The sequence below is a fragment of the Paraferrimonas sedimenticola genome, assembly GCF_002282855.1.
GTDB classification, from domain to species: Bacteria; Pseudomonadota; Gammaproteobacteria; order Enterobacterales; family Shewanellaceae; genus Paraferrimonas; species Paraferrimonas sedimenticola.
Window position 1 is genome coordinate 1 of the sequence record NZ_NRIR01000011.1, and the last position, 14,171, is coordinate 14,171.

Consider the following 14,171-nt stretch of genomic DNA (forward strand, 5'->3'; position numbering starts at 1 on the left):
TAAATATACGTTATGTATTGACATAAGCTATATGTTCACTTCGTTACATTGAGTTAAATATCGTTTTGGATACTTACACAATCAACGGAGTGCCCACACAGATTGCTTGATAAATTGTTAAAGAGCAGTGCCTGAAGTCTTGCCTCAAGCCGGAGCGCTATCTTACGCTCACCACCTAAAAAGTCAACCCTATAAATGAAAACTTTTTAAATTAACCTCACCTTTCAAGCCTTGGGGCAAGTGATTAACTCGACCCCCACTTTTCTGACAACTTATTACTCATAATAGACATCAGAATAGTGACTTACCTTTGGGAAACGATACGAGCAAAAGCCCTTAGTAGCGCCCCTTTCCGGTGAAGAGGAGGCGCATTATAGGGGAGTTAATTCCGATTACAAGGGGTAATTCTAATATTCTTCATCAAGTGGTTATTATTCGGCCAAAGCTGGTATAGTCATGGCTCAATGACTAGAAAAACAGCTAAAACCCATGTCTAAATCGATTCGAACCTTTAAAAACAAAACTCCAGTAATAGGCGAAGGCGCCTATGTAGATGAGTCCTCGGTATTGGCCGGCGATGTCACCCTTGGTAAAGATGTTAGCATTTGGCCACTAGTAGCTGCCCGTGGTGATGTGAATTGGATACGCATAGGTGATCGCACCAATATTCAAGACGGGTCGGTACTGCACGTATCCAGAGAGTCTTCTATTAACCCTGACGGCTATCCGTTAGACATTGGCGCGGATGTGACCGTGGGTCACAAGGCCATGCTGCACGGTTGTCGTATCGGCGATCGAGTATTAGTTGGAATGGGTGCCATCGTACTTGATGGCGTAATAGTAGAAGACGAAGTGATTATTGGCGCTGGAACCTTGGTCCCGCCGGGTAAGCGATTAGAGTCAGGCTACCTATACGTAGGGTCACCCGCTAAGCAGATACGTGAACTCTCGGAAAAGGAAAGAGGCTTTCTAAAAGACACCGCGGCCAAGTACGTCGAACTCAAAGAGGCCTACTCAGCCGAGTCGTAAACGCTTCATCACAGCCTGGGCATCAGGCGCGACGCCGCGCCAAAACTCAAACGCCAATGCCGCTTGATGAACCAGCATGCCCAAGCCATCTATACACTGCTTTGCCCCGCGCTTGTGCGCCCATTGGTTAAAGGGGGTGGCCCCATCGCTATACATCATGTCGTAAGCGGTGGTTTCACGTGAAACCAATTCGTCAGGTAAGTCGATGCTCTGACCCTGTAAGCTGGCAGAGGTTGAGTTAATAATCACGTCAAAGTTGCCGGACAACTCGGCTAAGGGTTTAGCGACGATGGCGCGCCCTTGATGCATCGCGGCAATTGCTTCCGCTTTATGATAGGTACGATTTGCGATAACCAGCTCAGCTACGCCTGCATCTAAGATAGGCAGTGCCGCGCCTTTGGCCGCGCCACCGGCACCAAGCAGTAAGACGCGCGACCCGCTCAGAACCACACCTTGGGAAATCAGGTCTGCTACCAAGCCAAGTCCATCGGTATTGTGGCCAACACACTGACCATCACGGATAAGAATAGTATTCACCGCTTGGGCGGCTTTAGCTTCAGCAGTTAGTTGGTCGCAAAGCGCATAGGCCTGCTCCTTAAAAGGCACGGTAACATTAAGCCCTTTGCCTTTATCGGCAACAAACCCTTGTAGCCAACACGCAAAGCCTTCAAGGGGTGCAAGTTGCTTGTCGTAGTGAATCGCTTGCTGAGTTTGCTCAGCAAACATGGCGTGAATCAAAGGTGACTTGCTGTGGGCGATTGGGTTACCCACTACCGTGTACTTATCCAACGAGCTTACTCCAAGCCTAACCAGTCTTGTGGCTTTAAGTATCTTTGATACAGCAAAGCTTCGGCACTATTCGGCTCTGGCTGGTAGTCGTACTCCCATCGAACCAAAGGTGGTAGAGACATCAAAATCGATTCGGTACGCCCGCCACTTTGAAGACCAAACAAGGTGCCACGGTCAAACACTAGGTTAAATTCCACATAGCGTCCACGACGGTACAACTGGAACTGGCGCTGAGTCTCGTCGTACTCAGTGGCCTTGCGACGCTCAACAATCGGTAAGTAGGCATCCATATAGCCATTGCCCACCGCTTGCATGAAAGCAAAGCTCTGCTCGAAGCCGCCACGATTGAGATCATCGAAGAACAAGCCGCCGACACCACGAGTCTCTTGGCGGTGTTTCAAGTAAAAGTACTCATCGCACCATTTCTTGTATTTGGGATAGACGTCCTCACCAAAAGGAGCGCAAAGGTCATAACAGACCTGATGCCAGCCAACCACATCTTCTTCAACTGGGTAATAAGGAGTTAGGTCAAAACCACCACCGAACCACCACACCGGATCTTCACCATCTTTATGAGCAATGAAGAAACGCACATTGGCGTGGGAGGTAGGAATGTGCGGGTTATTGGGGTGTATTACTAACGACACGCCCATGGCTTCAAAGCTGCGCCCAGCGAGCTCTGGACGGTGTGCCGTTGCAGAACCCGGCATCTTGTCGCCAAATACATGGGAGAAATTCACCCCAGCTTGTTCAAACACTTCGCCGTGGCGCAGTACTCGAGTACGACCACCGCCGCCCTGCTCTCGCTCCCAGGCGTCCTCCACAAACCGAGTTTCCCGCTCAAAGCCCTCTAACGACTGACAAATACGGTCTTGAAGATCCAATAAAAATGCTTTGACCGATTCAACGTTAACTTGGCTCATAAGTCATTCCTTTAAGGTCGGAGAGTATTCCCTGTAATCGCATCGCGAATAGTCGAAGGGCTGGTCGCGCCGCCAAGCGGCCCGTCTAGAATGGGTACTTGGTCACCCAACTGTTGTTGAACCGCTTGCCAGTCCATCGCCGCAGGATGTCCGCTAAGGTTGGCCGAGGTAGAGACGATTGGCTTGCCAAAAGCGCGGCACAACTCGGCCGCCGCTGAATGCCCAGTCACTCGAACCGCAAGCGAGTCAAACTGGCCTCGAAGCAAAGGCGATACGAAAGATTTGGCAGGAATTACCCAGGTATTGGGGCCAGGCCAACTGGCCTGAATGGTCTCGAGTCTAGAATCAGAAAGGGCCGAAAGCTCGAGATAAGGCGCTAGCATGTCGAAATCGCTAGCGATAAGAATCAGCCCTTTTTGCCATGGGCGTTGTTTGAGATCCAACACGGCCTGCAAAGCCTGCTCGTTGTCCGGATCACAACCAACGCCGTACACGGCTTCCGTTGGATAAACGATAAGCTGACCTTGTTGTAAGGCCGATACCGCTTGTTCAACGGAACACAACGCCATACTGATTAGGCCAGTTTAGCCTGTAGCTTAGCGTCTTTCGCTGCAACTTCTTCAGCACACTCAGCGCGCTCCGCTTTAACGCGAACCGCTAGGTCTTCGTCACCGCAAGACAGCATTTGTGCCGCGAGGTAACCCGCGTTTTTGGCACCAGCTTTACCGATAGCAACAGTTGCAACAGGAACACCGCCAGGCATCATCACGGTAGATAGTAGAGCATCGTGACCTTGTAGAGGGCCATTGTCGATTGGCACACCGATAACAGGACGAGTAGTGATACCAGCAACAGCACCAGCCAAGTGGGCAGCCAGACCAGCAGCACAGATAAATACTTTACAACCTCGAGCTTCCGCGTCTTGAACGTAAGCGTGAGTAGCCGCTGGAGTACGGTGCGCAGAAGTTACTTTTGCTTCGAAACGGATATCGAACTTTTTAAGCACATCTAGAGTGGCTTGCATGGTTGGAAGATCAGAATCGGAGCCCATTAATACGGCAACAAAAGGAGTTGTCATGAGTAAGTCCTTGTTGAATGGATAGAGGTTGGTATTGTTGTTGGCGGCAATTATACAAATACTTGAGCAAAGTCACACTGTCTTTTTGCTCAAAAATTAGCAATTGAGGCTCATTAGTCTTTGGAACGTTTGTAATTGCACGCTTTTTGCGGGCAAGCCAACGAAGGGCCCGCGGCCAAATTGCGTTCCACTAAGATTGACCAGCCACATTTGGGGCAAGCTTCAGCGACCGGCGTGTAGTTCACCACGTATTTACACTTAGGGTAGCGGTTGCAACCCCAAAACACTTTGCCGAAACGGCTGGTGCGAGACTCTAACTCCCCTTTGCTACAGACAGGACAGGGGGCCTTGTCGCTTTCCTGGGCCTGATTAGGGTTTTCGTGATAATCGCATTCAGGAAAGCCGGTACAGCCAATAAACATACCGTAACGCCCAGACTTCACCGCCAGCGGTTTTTCACATTGTGGACAGCGAGAGCCATCGATCACTTGTGATTCCATTGCTGAGGCTTGCACCAAAGGTCTGGAGTATTGGCATTTAGGGTATGCAGAGCAACTCAAAAAAGGTCCGCTCTTGCTTGAGCGAATTTGCAGTTTCGCCCCACATTCAGGGCAGGTTTCTAACTCACGCTCAAGGGCGTGCTCATGCAAAGAGAAGAGTTCAGAAGGCGTTTTGGAGGTCATGAGTGCAAACTTAGTAGAAACCTGCGTTGAGTTTATCATTTTTTAGCCCGGTTACAGACTAAAAAGCCACTCGAGTGAGTGGCTTAAACTTGGATTTAGGCAAATGTTACTGAAGCACGCCCGTGGCTGGGGCTTCAAACAACAAATCCTCCATATGCGCGTACGCACTCTCGCTGTTAGGTACGTTAAACAACACCATGAGAACAACCCATTTAAGGTCTTCCAACTCGAGCGTGCGACCTTCAAGAGCCATCAATCGATCGATGACCATTTCGCGAACCTCAGGAGTGATGACCGCGGCCTGCTCTAGAAACAGCAAGAAGCCTCGACACTCAGTATCGATCTTGTCCATTTCCTTTTGAGTGTAAAGACGAATAGAACCAAGGCCGGCGTTGATCAGATATGGCTTAGTATCGCTTTCTTGCAGTTCAGCCAACTTTTCAAGCCAGGTTAACGCCTTGAGAATGTCCGCGCGGTGGAAACCGGCACGGGTCAGCTCTTCGGTCAATTCCTCCTGATCGACCATCAGCTCCACTTCACTGTGTATAACGTTTTCGAACAAATACATGAGGATATCAAACATAATTAGCTCCTCTTTAAGCGCACGTAGCCACCGGGTACTGCGGAAATCCATCCCTGTAGCTCCAGAGTTAATAGTTGTTCTAGCACTAACTCCATTGCCAGCCCACTGGACTCGAGTATCGAGTCAAGATCTGTGACCTCAAAACCTACACTATCCAACACTCTGCGAAATGGCAACTGAGTTTGTTGAGCATCTTTTGAGGTTAAGCTTGCCAACCGCTGTCGCTGCACTCCGGGTAACTCCTCAAGCACATCCGAAATGCCGGTGACCAGCTTAGCTCCTTGTTGTATTAAACGATGACAACCGCCACTTTGTTCACTCAATATCGAACCCGGTACCGCGAACACTTCTCTGCCCTGCTCCGCGGCCAACCTAGCAGTGATAAGCGAGCCGCTTTGCACCGCTGCCTCTACCACCAAAGTGCCCAAACTCAAGCCGCTGATGATTCGGTTGCGCTTGGGAAACTGGCCTTTTTGTGGCGCCTGCTCTGGCCAGCACTCGCTAACTAGCGCCCCCGAGTCGACAATTTGATCTGCCAAACGGCGATTAGCGCTCGGATAAACCCGCTCCAAACCACAGCCTTGCACCGCGATGGTTCTCCCCTTAGCGGATAGAGCACCTTTGTGAGCGTGAGTGTCGATACCCTGAGCTAAACCACTGACAACCGTCAAATCAGCATCACAAGCGCTTGCGGCTAGCTCGGTTGCGACTTTCGCCCCTCCCGGAGTGCAGCGTCGACTACCGACCATAGCCAACGCAGGGTCGGTTAAACACTTGAGATCGCCCTTTACAAAGAGTACCACTGGAGGGTCTGGCAGCTCTGACAGTTGGGGAGGATATTTTGCGTGGCGAAGAGGCAGGATGTGGTGTTCATCTTTGGCTGCCTGCCAATTGAGGGCTTGCTCGATAAGATGATGGTGATGATCTTGCAGAGGTTTGGCGCCCAGGCTGGCGGGTTCGTAGCGAACCCGCTCAAGTAACTCTTCTAGGCTTATTGCATCAAGCCACTTGCGAATCCTGGTGGCGCCAAGGCCAGGTACTACACGTAAGGTGAGCCAATCCAGCAGTTGCTCGAGGCTCACCGCATCTGTGAGCCCGAGAAGCTCTTCGCCAGTTCAACCGGCGTTTTTAGCTTGTCATCAACACGTAAGGGCTTGTTGATTCGTAAAACAATGCCAAGCGATACCTTGTCGAAGACTTTGAAGACCATGACTTCGCCGTGATACACATCAGGCATATTCAACGCATTCTCCTCGGAGAAATTCGCCTTGATTCTGTTGTAGCGGCTGCGCTCGTTTGGCTGCACCGGTTTACCCTTGCTATCGATCACGATTCGCTTGCCTTGGCGGAACCCACTGAACACTTGCCCTGGTTGCAAGCCCTGTTCGGCGCCAGCATCGAGGTAAATGACTTCCATATTGCCCACGGCGCGCGCACCGTTATTAGTCGCTAGCACGCGTATGTCTTCGCCGCTTCCGGCTTGCGGCATGAAGTAAGCTGGCATCAAGCTTGAATCGTCAATGGCGATGACCTTATCACCAGCTGTGGTTTCCGAGTAATCGCTTTTTAGCTCGATGACATTGACGTCCCCGGATTGGCGAACAATACCACTGGCGCTGAGAATGATCTCAGTACCTAAGGGCTCGATGCCATCGACGGTTTGCTTAGTAAATGAGCGGCCAATACGATAAATGCCGACGCGCTGCCCTACTTCAAACTCGCCCTGACTATATACCTGCTGGCCACTGACGTGGTATTTGCGATTGGTTTCACCACTTAGCAGCTGCGGTTGCTCTTCAAGCCATTCGCTTTCTACCACGCGGTTCTTGCTTAAGTACGCTTGTATCGCCGATAGCTGAACCGGAGGAATTGGGCCATTCTTAGATTGGACACGGCCTTCTGGGCTGCGCTTGATAAAGGCTTTCTTCACCAGTCGCGGTTCGCCATCGATGAACACTAAGGTCAGACGGTCGCCGGGGTAAATCAAATGAGGGTTGGAGACTTGAGGGTTAGCGCCCCAAAGTTTCGGCCACAGCCAAGGATCTTCTAAAAACTTGGCAGAAATGTCCCAAAGGGTGTCCCCCTTAACGACCGTATAGGCCTCCGGATGACCGGACTTAAGGGTCAAGGTATCAGCAACTGCAAAGGCTGACAGCACAGTTAAACTAACGGCAACAAATAGCCTTTTAAGAGTCACATCCATGTTTCGTGCGCCTTTTATATTATGTATGGCTAGGATTGACAGCCACTAAGGATTAAAATTAGTAGCCAGAAACCCAGTATAATCATCTATTAATTGTTTTAGTAGGTTTGGCAAGAGTTTAGTTATGGCAAAGTTAGAAGTTTTGAAATACCCCGACGAAAGGCTGAGAAACAAGGCCCTTCCGGTGACAGAATTCAATGCAGACGTCAAAAATTTGGTGGCGGATATGCTTGAGACCATGTACGCCGAAAAGGGGATTGGACTGGCCGCTACCCAAGTGAACGTCCACAAACAAGTGGTGGTAATGGATCACTCAGATGACCAGTCTGAGCCTATGGTATTCATCAATCCCACATTCGTTGAAAGTGAAGAGCACTTCATCAATGAAGAAGGCTGCTTATCGGTTCCGGGCATCTACGCCAAGGTAGAGCGCGCAGCCAAAGTTACCATTAAGGCGTTTGATGCCGATGGCAAAGAGTTTGAAATGGAAGCGGACGAGTTGCTAGCGATTTGTATTCAACACGAAGTGGATCACCTAAACGGCGTGTTGTTTGTCGATTACTTATCGCCACTAAAGCGTCAGCGCATTCGTCAGAAACTTGAAAAGGCCGCCCGTCAAGCAGCGCGCGCCGGAGCCGCCTAATGACCCAAGCTTTACGTGTCGTTTTTGCAGGTACTCCAGAGTTTGCCGCTGACCATCTGCAAGCGCTGATTGACAGTACACATGAAGTAGTCGCAGTCTACAGCCAACCGGACCGTCCCGCCGGGCGCGGTAAAAAACTACAACCCAGCGCGGTGAAGCAATTGGCGTTGCAACACGAGTTGCCAGTAGAGCAGCCGGTTTCACTTAAAGACGCCGATGCCCAAGCGGTGCTTGCCAGCTACCAAGCCGACATCATGGTGGTGGTGGCCTACGGCTTGATACTACCGCAAGTAGTGCTTGATACCCCTCGCCTTGGTTGCATTAACGTGCACGGTTCCATTTTGCCAGCATGGCGTGGTGCGGCACCGATTCAACGCTCGATTTGGGCGGGTGACGCACAAACCGGCGTTACTATCATGCAAATGGATAAGGGCCTAGATACTGGCGACATGCTGCACATCGCTCGCTGCGACATTGAGGACAGTGACAATAGCGCTAGCTTGTATCTCAAACTGGCCAAGCTTGGGCCACAAGCTCTACTCGACACCCTTGCAGGCTTAGCCAAAGGTGAGATCACTCCTGAGCCGCAAGACGATGCACTTGCCACCTACGCTGAAAAGCTTTCCAAAGCCGAAGCCAAGCTCGATTGGAACAAATCCGCCGACGCATTGTGGCGTGAAGTACGGGCCTTTAATCCATGGCCCATCAGCTACTTTGAGCACGACGGACAAGCCATCAAGGTTCGCAGTGCCCAGACTATAGACCAACAGACTTCGGCCACTCCAGGCACGGTAATCGATGCCGGTAAGCACGGAGTCGACGTAGCCACCGCCAATGGCGTTCTGCGCTTGCTCGAGCTGCAAATTCCAGGCAAAAAATCACTGCCCGCCGCCGATGTGGTCAATGCTCGCCCTCAGTGGTTCAGCACTGGCAATCGCTTAGGAGAATAAATTGAGTCGAACCAATGTTCGCGCCGCCGCCGCTCAGGTGTGTTTCGCGGTAATCGACAATGGCCAGTCGTTGTCACGTGAGCTACCTAGGCACCAACAGACCCTCGCCAATGGCAAAGATAAAGCGCTACTAGCCGAGTTGTGTTACGGGGTTTTAAGACAGCTGGTTCAGCTAGAGCGCCTAATCAGCGACCGCTTACAAAACCCGTTGAAAGGCAAAAAGCGGGTCATTCATCACTTGTTGCTAGTGGGCGCCTATCAACTCTACTACACTCGAGTGCCGGTTCACGCCGCTTTGTCGGAAAGTGTAGAAGCCACGCGCAAACTAAAAGCCCCGGGAATGACCAAGCTGGTCAATGGCGTACTGCGTCAGCTAGAGCGCGAACGTCCCGAGCTTAGCCAAGATTCTCCGAGCTTAACCTACAATCATCCGGGCTGGCTTATCAAGTCACTGCAGCAAGCGTATCCCGACCAGTGGCAGCAAGTTCTCGAAGCCAATAATCAGCGTCCGCCTATGTGGTTGCGCAACAACGCCTCTTTGCAATCTCGAGAGCAATACCTGCAAGAGCTACAACAAGCGGACATCGCCGCTAGCGCTGGTGATAGCCAAGACGCCATTTTGCTCGAAGCACCAACCGATGTGGCCAATTTGCCCGGCTTTGATGCAGGCCGTGTTTCAGTGCAAGACGGCGCCGCGCAATGGGCTGCCGAGTTACTGGATGCCCAACCGGGCGAGCGTGTGTTGGACGCTTGTGCCGCGCCGGGTGGCAAGACCTGCCACATTCTCGAGCGCCAACCACAACTAGCCAGCTTGCTAGCGGTGGATTTTGACGGAGAGCGCTTAAAGCGCGTGCATCAAAATCTGGCCCGCTTGAACCTACAAGCTGAAGTACTGCAAGCAGATGCCAGCAACCTCAACGCCAGCTACGATGGCGAGCAGTTTGACCGCATTTTGCTGGATGCGCCTTGTTCGGCCACTGGCGTGATTCGCCGTCACCCGGACATCAAATGGTTGCGCCGCGCCAGCGATATCGACGAGCTGGTTTTGCTACAGCAACAAATACTCGAACACTTGTGGCAATGGCTTAAACCCGGCGGCACCTTGGTGTACGCCACTTGTTCGGTATTGCCTCAAGAAAACGAGCGTCAAATCAAAGCGTTTGCAGAAAAAACCGACGATGTTAGGATTGAAGCAATTACAGCTGGCAGCGACACGCTTGGCTGGCAATTGTTGCCAGGGAAAGCGCAAACCGATGGTTTTTACTACGCCAAACTGGTCAAGCAATCAGTGCCTGCCTAAGACTGGGTAATCAATGAAAATTATTATTCTTGGTGCAGGCCAAGTCGGCGGTACCCTCGCCGAAAACTTAGTGGGTGAAAACAACGACATCACCCTGGTCGATAACGATTTGGCCAAACTGCGCGACCTGCAAGACAAATATGACCTGCGCGTTGTCAATGGCCACGGCGCTCACCCTCAGGTACTGGCGGACGCCGGTGCCGAAGACGCCGACATGCTGATTGCGGTAACCAACTCGGATGAGTGCAACATGGCCGCCTGCCAAATGGCCTACACCCTGTTCTCCACGCCCACAAAAATTGCTCGAATCCGCTCAGAGAACTACATGTCTCATAAAGACGAGCTGTTTCACACCTCGGGCTCATCGAGCAAGGGCAAAGGCGGTTTTCGCATCGATGAGATCATCGCCCCTGAGCAATTGGTGACTAATTACATCTCGCGCCTAATTGAGTACCCAGGTGCGCTGCAAGTAGTAGAGTTTGCCGAAGGTAAGGTCAGTCTAGTAGCGGTGAAGGCCTATTACGGTGGTCCGCTAGTTGGCAATGCCCTGTCGACTCTGCGCGAGCACATGCCCAATATTGACACACGAGTGGCGGCGATTTTCCGTCAAGGCAAACCCATCATGCCTCGTGGCACCACCATCATCGAAGCCGATGACGAGGTGTTCTTTGTGGCCGATAGCCGCCACATTCGCGCGGTCATGAGCGAGATGCAAAAGCTGGATAACCAATATCGCAACGTGATGATCGCCGGTGGCGGTAACATTGGTTATGGCTTGGCGAAAAAACTGGAAGCGCGCCATTCGGTTAAGCTGATTGAGCGCAACCCGGCGCGCGCAGCTGAACTGTCCGAACGCCTGCACGACGCAACTGTGTTCTGCGGCGATGCCTCAGATAGAGAGCTGCTCAATGAAGAGCAAATCGACCAGATGGATGTGTTTGTTGCGGTCACCAATGACGACGAGGCCAACATCATGGCCGCCCTGCTCGCCAAAAACCTTGGCGCTCGCAAAGTCATGGTGTTGGTGCAGCGTGAGGCGTATTTGAATCTGGTGCAAGAAGCCAACATTGATATTGCCATCAGCCCGCAACAAGCCACGATTTCAGCCCTGCTGACCCACATTCGCCAAGGCGATATCTGTAACGTTTACAGCTTGCGCCGCGGTGCCGCTGAAGCTATTGAGGCTATCGCCCATGGCGATGAGACCACGTCAAAGGTGGTGGGTAAACAAATCTCTCAGATTAAGCTGCCACCAGGCACTACCATTGGTGCCATTGTTCGCGACGACCAAGTGCTCATTGCGCACGATAAAACCGTGATTCAGGCGGAAGACCACGTGGTGATGTTCTTAGTCGATAAGAAGCACATTGGCGATGTAGAGAAGCTATTCCAGCCAAGCGCCCTATTCTTCTAGCGCTCGCTCTAAACCCCAGATAAAAATTGGCGTCTCTAAGACGCCAATTTTATGAGTCCACGGCCGTACTCGGCCACATCCTCGTAGTCTGTGTAATCGATGACACTGGTTGGGTCGGTAGGCCCGTCGGTCATTTTCATGATCATCTGAATCATCAGGCGGTCGTACCATTTCCAGGCAGGGTAATTCACCTTACCGGCAATCACTTTGACTTGCTGCGGTTTCCAAGGTGATAACTCAATGAACTTTTGCAGATACTTGTTGTTATCTGGATTGCGCTTTTCAGGATTGCGCGCCACTACGTTAACGCTGTAGAAACTGTTAGGCAGCTTAGCCAGCTCGTTTTGATAGCGCTCCACCAATTCAAACAGCGAGGCGTGGTAGCTACCGTAAAGCACACAAGAGCCCACCGCGACCGCATCGTATTGGTCAAAGTCGACGCCGGCGCTCAAGGCTTCGTGAACGTGCATCATGTCGCATTGATGCCCTTCGGTATCGATTGCCTGCTTGATGGCTCGAGTGATATGCGCGGTGTGACCGCCTTGAGAGTAATACAAAACCAGAATGCGTTTCATGGGCTAGGCACCTTTTGCGATAAAGGACTGGGCAAAGTCGTCGACTCGCTGCCAATCGGTAAACTCATAACTTTGAGTAATGTCGGTGGGCCCTTTGGTGATCCACATGATGAAGCGGATCATGGTTCGGTCAAAAAACGAATATTTCGGATAGTCGATTCGTCCAGCAAACACCTCTATATGCGTTGGCTGCCAATCAATCGCCTCTAGCAGCTTTTGCATATAAGGGTTCGTCTCTACGCGGTTTTTCTCAGGCTTTCTGGCCACCACGTTAACCCCAAAAAAACCGGAATCTTTGGACTCGAGTACTTGTTGCTGCGCCTTAACGAATTCAAATAAAGTCGGCTGAAATTTGCCATAGCGAATAGAAGCGCCAACCAACACTCGGTCGTAGTCTTGCAGTTGAGCATCGACCGTAAGATCCAATACGTCTACTTGGTGACCTGCAGCGCGCTGTGCGTTGGCGATACGCTCACCAATGGTGCGCGTGTGACCATCTGTTGTAGATATTAGAATTGCGATTCGGCTCATAACAGCTCGTTAACTCTTCCAGAATGTTGGGGTAAACAGCACCAGCAGAGTGAACACTTCCAGACGGCCACAAACCATTGCCACCAACAAAATCCACTTTGCGGTATCCGAGATATCGCCATAATGCGCTGCAACTTCGCCCAATCCTGGCCCTAGGTTATTCAGACAAGCGGCAGTGGCACTAAAGGCCGTTATATCATCCAGACCTGTCGCCATCAGTGCCACTAAGCAGATCACAAAAACCAAAGCATAGGCCGAGAAAAACCCCCAAACCGCATCAATCACACGGTTAGATAAGGCTTTGCTACCTAAGCGAATTGAATAGATGGCCTTTGGGTGCACGAGTCGCTTGAGCTCACGACTGCCCTGCAAGAACAACAACACCACTCGAATGACTTTCATGCCGCCACCGGTAGAGCCGGCGCAGCCGCCAATAAAACTAGAGAAAATCAGCAGCATGGGTAAGAACAAGGGCCAAGAAGCAAAGCTTTCGGTACCGAACCCAGCGGTAGTCGAGATACTTACCGACTGAAACAAGGCGGCGTCCAGCGCAGCTTCTGGCGTGTCAAACGTGGCGGTGTTGTACAAAGTCGCAAAGACAATGGCCACTAACACCAATTGAATCAGTAAAAAGAAGCGCAGCTCAGTGTCTTTAAGATAAGCCTTTAAATTGGCTCCGCGCGACGAAAAGGCAGTGAAGTGCAAGCTGAAATTCATCGCCGAAATCAATAAGAAAATCGCACACACCAGGTTAATCGCACTGCTATCAAAATGGCCAATGGACGCGTCGTAACTACTAAAACCGCCAATCGCAATGGTCGAGAATGAGTGACCGATGGCGTCAAACAGGTTCATTCCAGCAAGCCAATAGGCCGAAGCGCACAGGCCGGTTAACGCCAAATAGATGTACCAAAGCGCCTTAGCGGTCTCGGCAATCCTTGGGGTCATTTTGCTGTCTTTTACCGGCCCGGGAGTTTCGGCGCGATACAGCTGCATCCCCCCAACACCCAATAACGGCAAAATGGCGACTGCCAATACAATGATCCCCATACCACCGAGCCATTGCAGCATGTGTCGGTAAAACAAAATGGCCTTGGGCAATTGCTCAAGGCCGACAATCACAGTCGCACCCGTGGTGGTTAGTGCCGAGAAGGATTCAAAGAAACTATCAGCCACACTCAAATCCGGATTAGCGCTGAGCAACAGTGGGATCGCCCCTATCGAGCCCAGTACTACCCAAAACAACACCACAATCAGAAAGCCACTGCGGTTCCTTAGCTCCTCTTTGTGATGACGATTGGGGTACCAAAACACCATACCGATCAACAGGCTCAACACAAACGAGCGCAAGAATGCGGTACCGCCGCCATCTCCGTAGATAAGAGCGACAAGTGCAGGAGGAAGCATGGCTATTGAAAATAGCGCAATCAAAAGACCGATGATTCGAGTGATATTGCGGTATTGCATGGT

General features: G+C 51.4%; 16 protein-coding genes. 5 read left to right on the top strand and 11 right to left on the bottom strand.

Going from position 1 to position 14,171, the window contains the following annotated elements:
* The first annotated feature begins 489 nt into the window (after window positions 1–489).
* Entirely contained in the window at window positions 490–1,029 is a 540-nt protein-coding gene (locus CLC93_RS16005; RefSeq protein ID WP_095506998.1) for a gamma carbonic anhydrase family protein, read from the top strand.
* On the opposite strand, the gene aroE is transcribed toward CLC93_RS16005, so the two are convergent.
* The 8 genes from aroE to CLC93_RS16045 form a co-directional block, all read right to left on the bottom strand.
* The gene (gene aroE, locus CLC93_RS16010; RefSeq protein ID WP_095506999.1) at window positions 1,015–1,818 is read right to left on the bottom strand and encodes a shikimate dehydrogenase; all 804 of its coding nucleotides are present in this window, start codon (window positions 1,816–1,818) and stop codon (window positions 1,015–1,017) included. The genes CLC93_RS16005 and aroE overlap by 15 nt on opposite strands.
* A 5-nt stretch (window positions 1,819–1,823) precedes the next feature.
* Window positions 1,824–2,741 carry an oxygen-dependent coproporphyrinogen oxidase gene (gene hemF, locus CLC93_RS16015; RefSeq protein ID WP_095507000.1) on the bottom strand — a complete coding sequence of 306 codons (918 nt, stop codon included), beginning with the start codon at window positions 2,739–2,741 and terminating at the stop codon, window positions 1,824–1,826.
* An 11-nt stretch (window positions 2,742–2,752) separates the two neighbouring features.
* On the bottom strand, window positions 2,753–3,310 hold the full coding sequence (gene tsaC, locus CLC93_RS16020; RefSeq protein WP_095507001.1) for an L-threonylcarbamoyladenylate synthase type 1 TsaC: 558 nt from the start codon (window positions 3,308–3,310) through the stop codon (window positions 2,753–2,755).
* A 5-nt stretch (window positions 3,311–3,315) separates the two neighbouring features.
* Window positions 3,316–3,819 carry a 5-(carboxyamino)imidazole ribonucleotide mutase gene (gene purE / locus CLC93_RS16025; protein WP_095507002.1) on the bottom strand — a complete coding sequence of 168 codons (504 nt, stop codon included), beginning with the start codon at window positions 3,817–3,819 and terminating at the stop codon, window positions 3,316–3,318.
* A gap of 113 nt (window positions 3,820–3,932) precedes the next feature.
* On the bottom strand, window positions 3,933–4,502 hold the full coding sequence (locus CLC93_RS16030; RefSeq protein ID WP_095507003.1) for a DNA topoisomerase family protein: 570 nt from the start codon (window positions 4,500–4,502) through the stop codon (window positions 3,933–3,935).
* A 106-nt stretch (window positions 4,503–4,608) separates the two neighbouring features.
* Window positions 4,609–5,085: a DUF494 family protein gene (locus CLC93_RS16035; protein ID WP_095507004.1), complete on the bottom strand. Its 477-nt coding sequence runs from the start codon at window positions 5,083–5,085 to the stop codon at window positions 4,609–4,611.
* Window positions 5,086–5,087: 2 nt separating this feature from the next.
* The gene (gene dprA / locus CLC93_RS16040) at window positions 5,088–6,167 is read right to left on the bottom strand and encodes a DNA-processing protein DprA (RefSeq protein ID WP_483874414.1); all 1,080 of its coding nucleotides are present in this window, start codon (window positions 6,165–6,167) and stop codon (window positions 5,088–5,090) included.
* A complete protein-coding gene (locus tag CLC93_RS16045; RefSeq protein ID WP_095507005.1) occupies window positions 6,164–7,288 on the bottom strand; it encodes a LysM peptidoglycan-binding domain-containing protein in 1,125 nt (374 codons plus the stop codon). Before CLC93_RS16045 ends, dprA begins: the two co-directional genes overlap by 4 nt.
* Before the next feature lie 124 nt (window positions 7,289–7,412).
* On the opposite strand from CLC93_RS16045, the gene def reads away from it, so the two are divergent.
* Genes def through trkA form a run of 4 tightly spaced genes read left to right on the top strand, consistent with a single transcriptional unit; the run spans window position 7,413 to window position 11,595 of the window.
* A complete protein-coding gene (gene def / locus CLC93_RS16050; RefSeq protein WP_095507006.1) occupies window positions 7,413–7,931 on the top strand; it encodes a peptide deformylase in 519 nt (172 codons plus the stop codon).
* On the top strand, window positions 7,931–8,881 hold the full coding sequence (gene fmt / locus CLC93_RS16055) for a methionyl-tRNA formyltransferase (protein WP_095507007.1): 951 nt from the start codon (window positions 7,931–7,933) through the stop codon (window positions 8,879–8,881). Before def ends, fmt begins: the two co-directional genes overlap by 1 nt.
* A gap of 1 nt (window position 8,882) precedes the next feature.
* On the top strand, window positions 8,883–10,181 hold the full coding sequence (gene rsmB / locus CLC93_RS16060; protein ID WP_095507008.1) for a 16S rRNA (cytosine(967)-C(5))-methyltransferase RsmB: 1,299 nt from the start codon (window positions 8,883–8,885) through the stop codon (window positions 10,179–10,181).
* A gap of 13 nt (window positions 10,182–10,194) precedes the next feature.
* On the top strand, window positions 10,195–11,595 hold the full coding sequence (gene trkA, locus CLC93_RS16065; RefSeq protein ID WP_095507009.1) for a Trk system potassium transporter TrkA: 1,401 nt from the start codon (window positions 10,195–10,197) through the stop codon (window positions 11,593–11,595).
* Window positions 11,596–11,630: 35 nt separating this feature from the next.
* On the opposite strand, the gene hemG (CLC93_RS16070) is transcribed toward trkA, so the two are convergent.
* The 3 genes from hemG (CLC93_RS16070) to CLC93_RS16080 are packed head-to-tail and all read right to left on the bottom strand — an operon-like array spanning window position 11,631 to window position 14,168.
* Window positions 11,631–12,170 (bottom strand): menaquinone-dependent protoporphyrinogen IX dehydrogenase, encoded by a 540-nt coding sequence (hemG, locus tag CLC93_RS16070; protein ID WP_095507010.1) that lies wholly within the window; start codon window positions 12,168–12,170, stop codon window positions 11,631–11,633.
* 3 nt (window positions 12,171–12,173) lie between these two features.
* The gene (gene hemG, locus CLC93_RS16075) at window positions 12,174–12,701 is read right to left on the bottom strand and encodes a menaquinone-dependent protoporphyrinogen IX dehydrogenase (protein ID WP_095507011.1); all 528 of its coding nucleotides are present in this window, start codon (window positions 12,699–12,701) and stop codon (window positions 12,174–12,176) included.
* A gap of 9 nt (window positions 12,702–12,710) precedes the next feature.
* Window positions 12,711–14,168 carry a TrkH family potassium uptake protein gene (locus CLC93_RS16080; RefSeq protein ID WP_095507012.1) on the bottom strand — a complete coding sequence of 486 codons (1,458 nt, stop codon included), beginning with the start codon at window positions 14,166–14,168 and terminating at the stop codon, window positions 12,711–12,713.
* Window positions 14,169–14,171 lie beyond the last annotated feature (3 nt).

Coding starts and splice junctions, on each gene's coding strand:
- CLC93_RS16005 (WP_095506998.1), top strand. CDS start 490: ATGTCTAAATCGATTCGAACCTTTAAAAACAAAACTCCAGTAATAGGC.
- hemF (WP_095507000.1), bottom strand. CDS start 2,741: ATGAGCCAAGTTAACGTTGAATCGGTCAAAGCATTTTTATTGGATCTT.
- tsaC (WP_095507001.1), bottom strand. CDS start 3,310: ATGGCGTTGTGTTCCGTTGAACAAGCGGTATCGGCCTTACAACAAGGT.
- purE (WP_095507002.1), bottom strand. CDS start 3,819: ATGACAACTCCTTTTGTTGCCGTATTAATGGGCTCCGATTCTGATCTT.
- CLC93_RS16030 (WP_095507003.1), bottom strand. CDS start 4,502: ATGACCTCCAAAACGCCTTCTGAACTCTTCTCTTTGCATGAGCACGCC.
- CLC93_RS16035 (WP_095507004.1), bottom strand. CDS start 5,085: ATGTTTGATATCCTCATGTATTTGTTCGAAAACGTTATACACAGTGAA.
- CLC93_RS16045 (WP_095507005.1), bottom strand. CDS start 7,288: ATGGATGTGACTCTTAAAAGGCTATTTGTTGCCGTTAGTTTAACTGTG.
- def (WP_095507006.1), top strand. CDS start 7,413: ATGGCAAAGTTAGAAGTTTTGAAATACCCCGACGAAAGGCTGAGAAAC.
- fmt (WP_095507007.1), top strand. CDS start 7,931: ATGACCCAAGCTTTACGTGTCGTTTTTGCAGGTACTCCAGAGTTTGCC.
- trkA (WP_095507009.1), top strand. CDS start 10,195: ATGAAAATTATTATTCTTGGTGCAGGCCAAGTCGGCGGTACCCTCGCC.
- hemG (WP_095507010.1), bottom strand. CDS start 12,170: ATGAAACGCATTCTGGTTTTGTATTACTCTCAAGGCGGTCACACCGCG.
- hemG (WP_095507011.1), bottom strand. CDS start 12,701: ATGAGCCGAATCGCAATTCTAATATCTACAACAGATGGTCACACGCGC.
- CLC93_RS16080 (WP_095507012.1), bottom strand. CDS start 14,168: ATGCAATACCGCAATATCACTCGAATCATCGGTCTTTTGATTGCGCTA.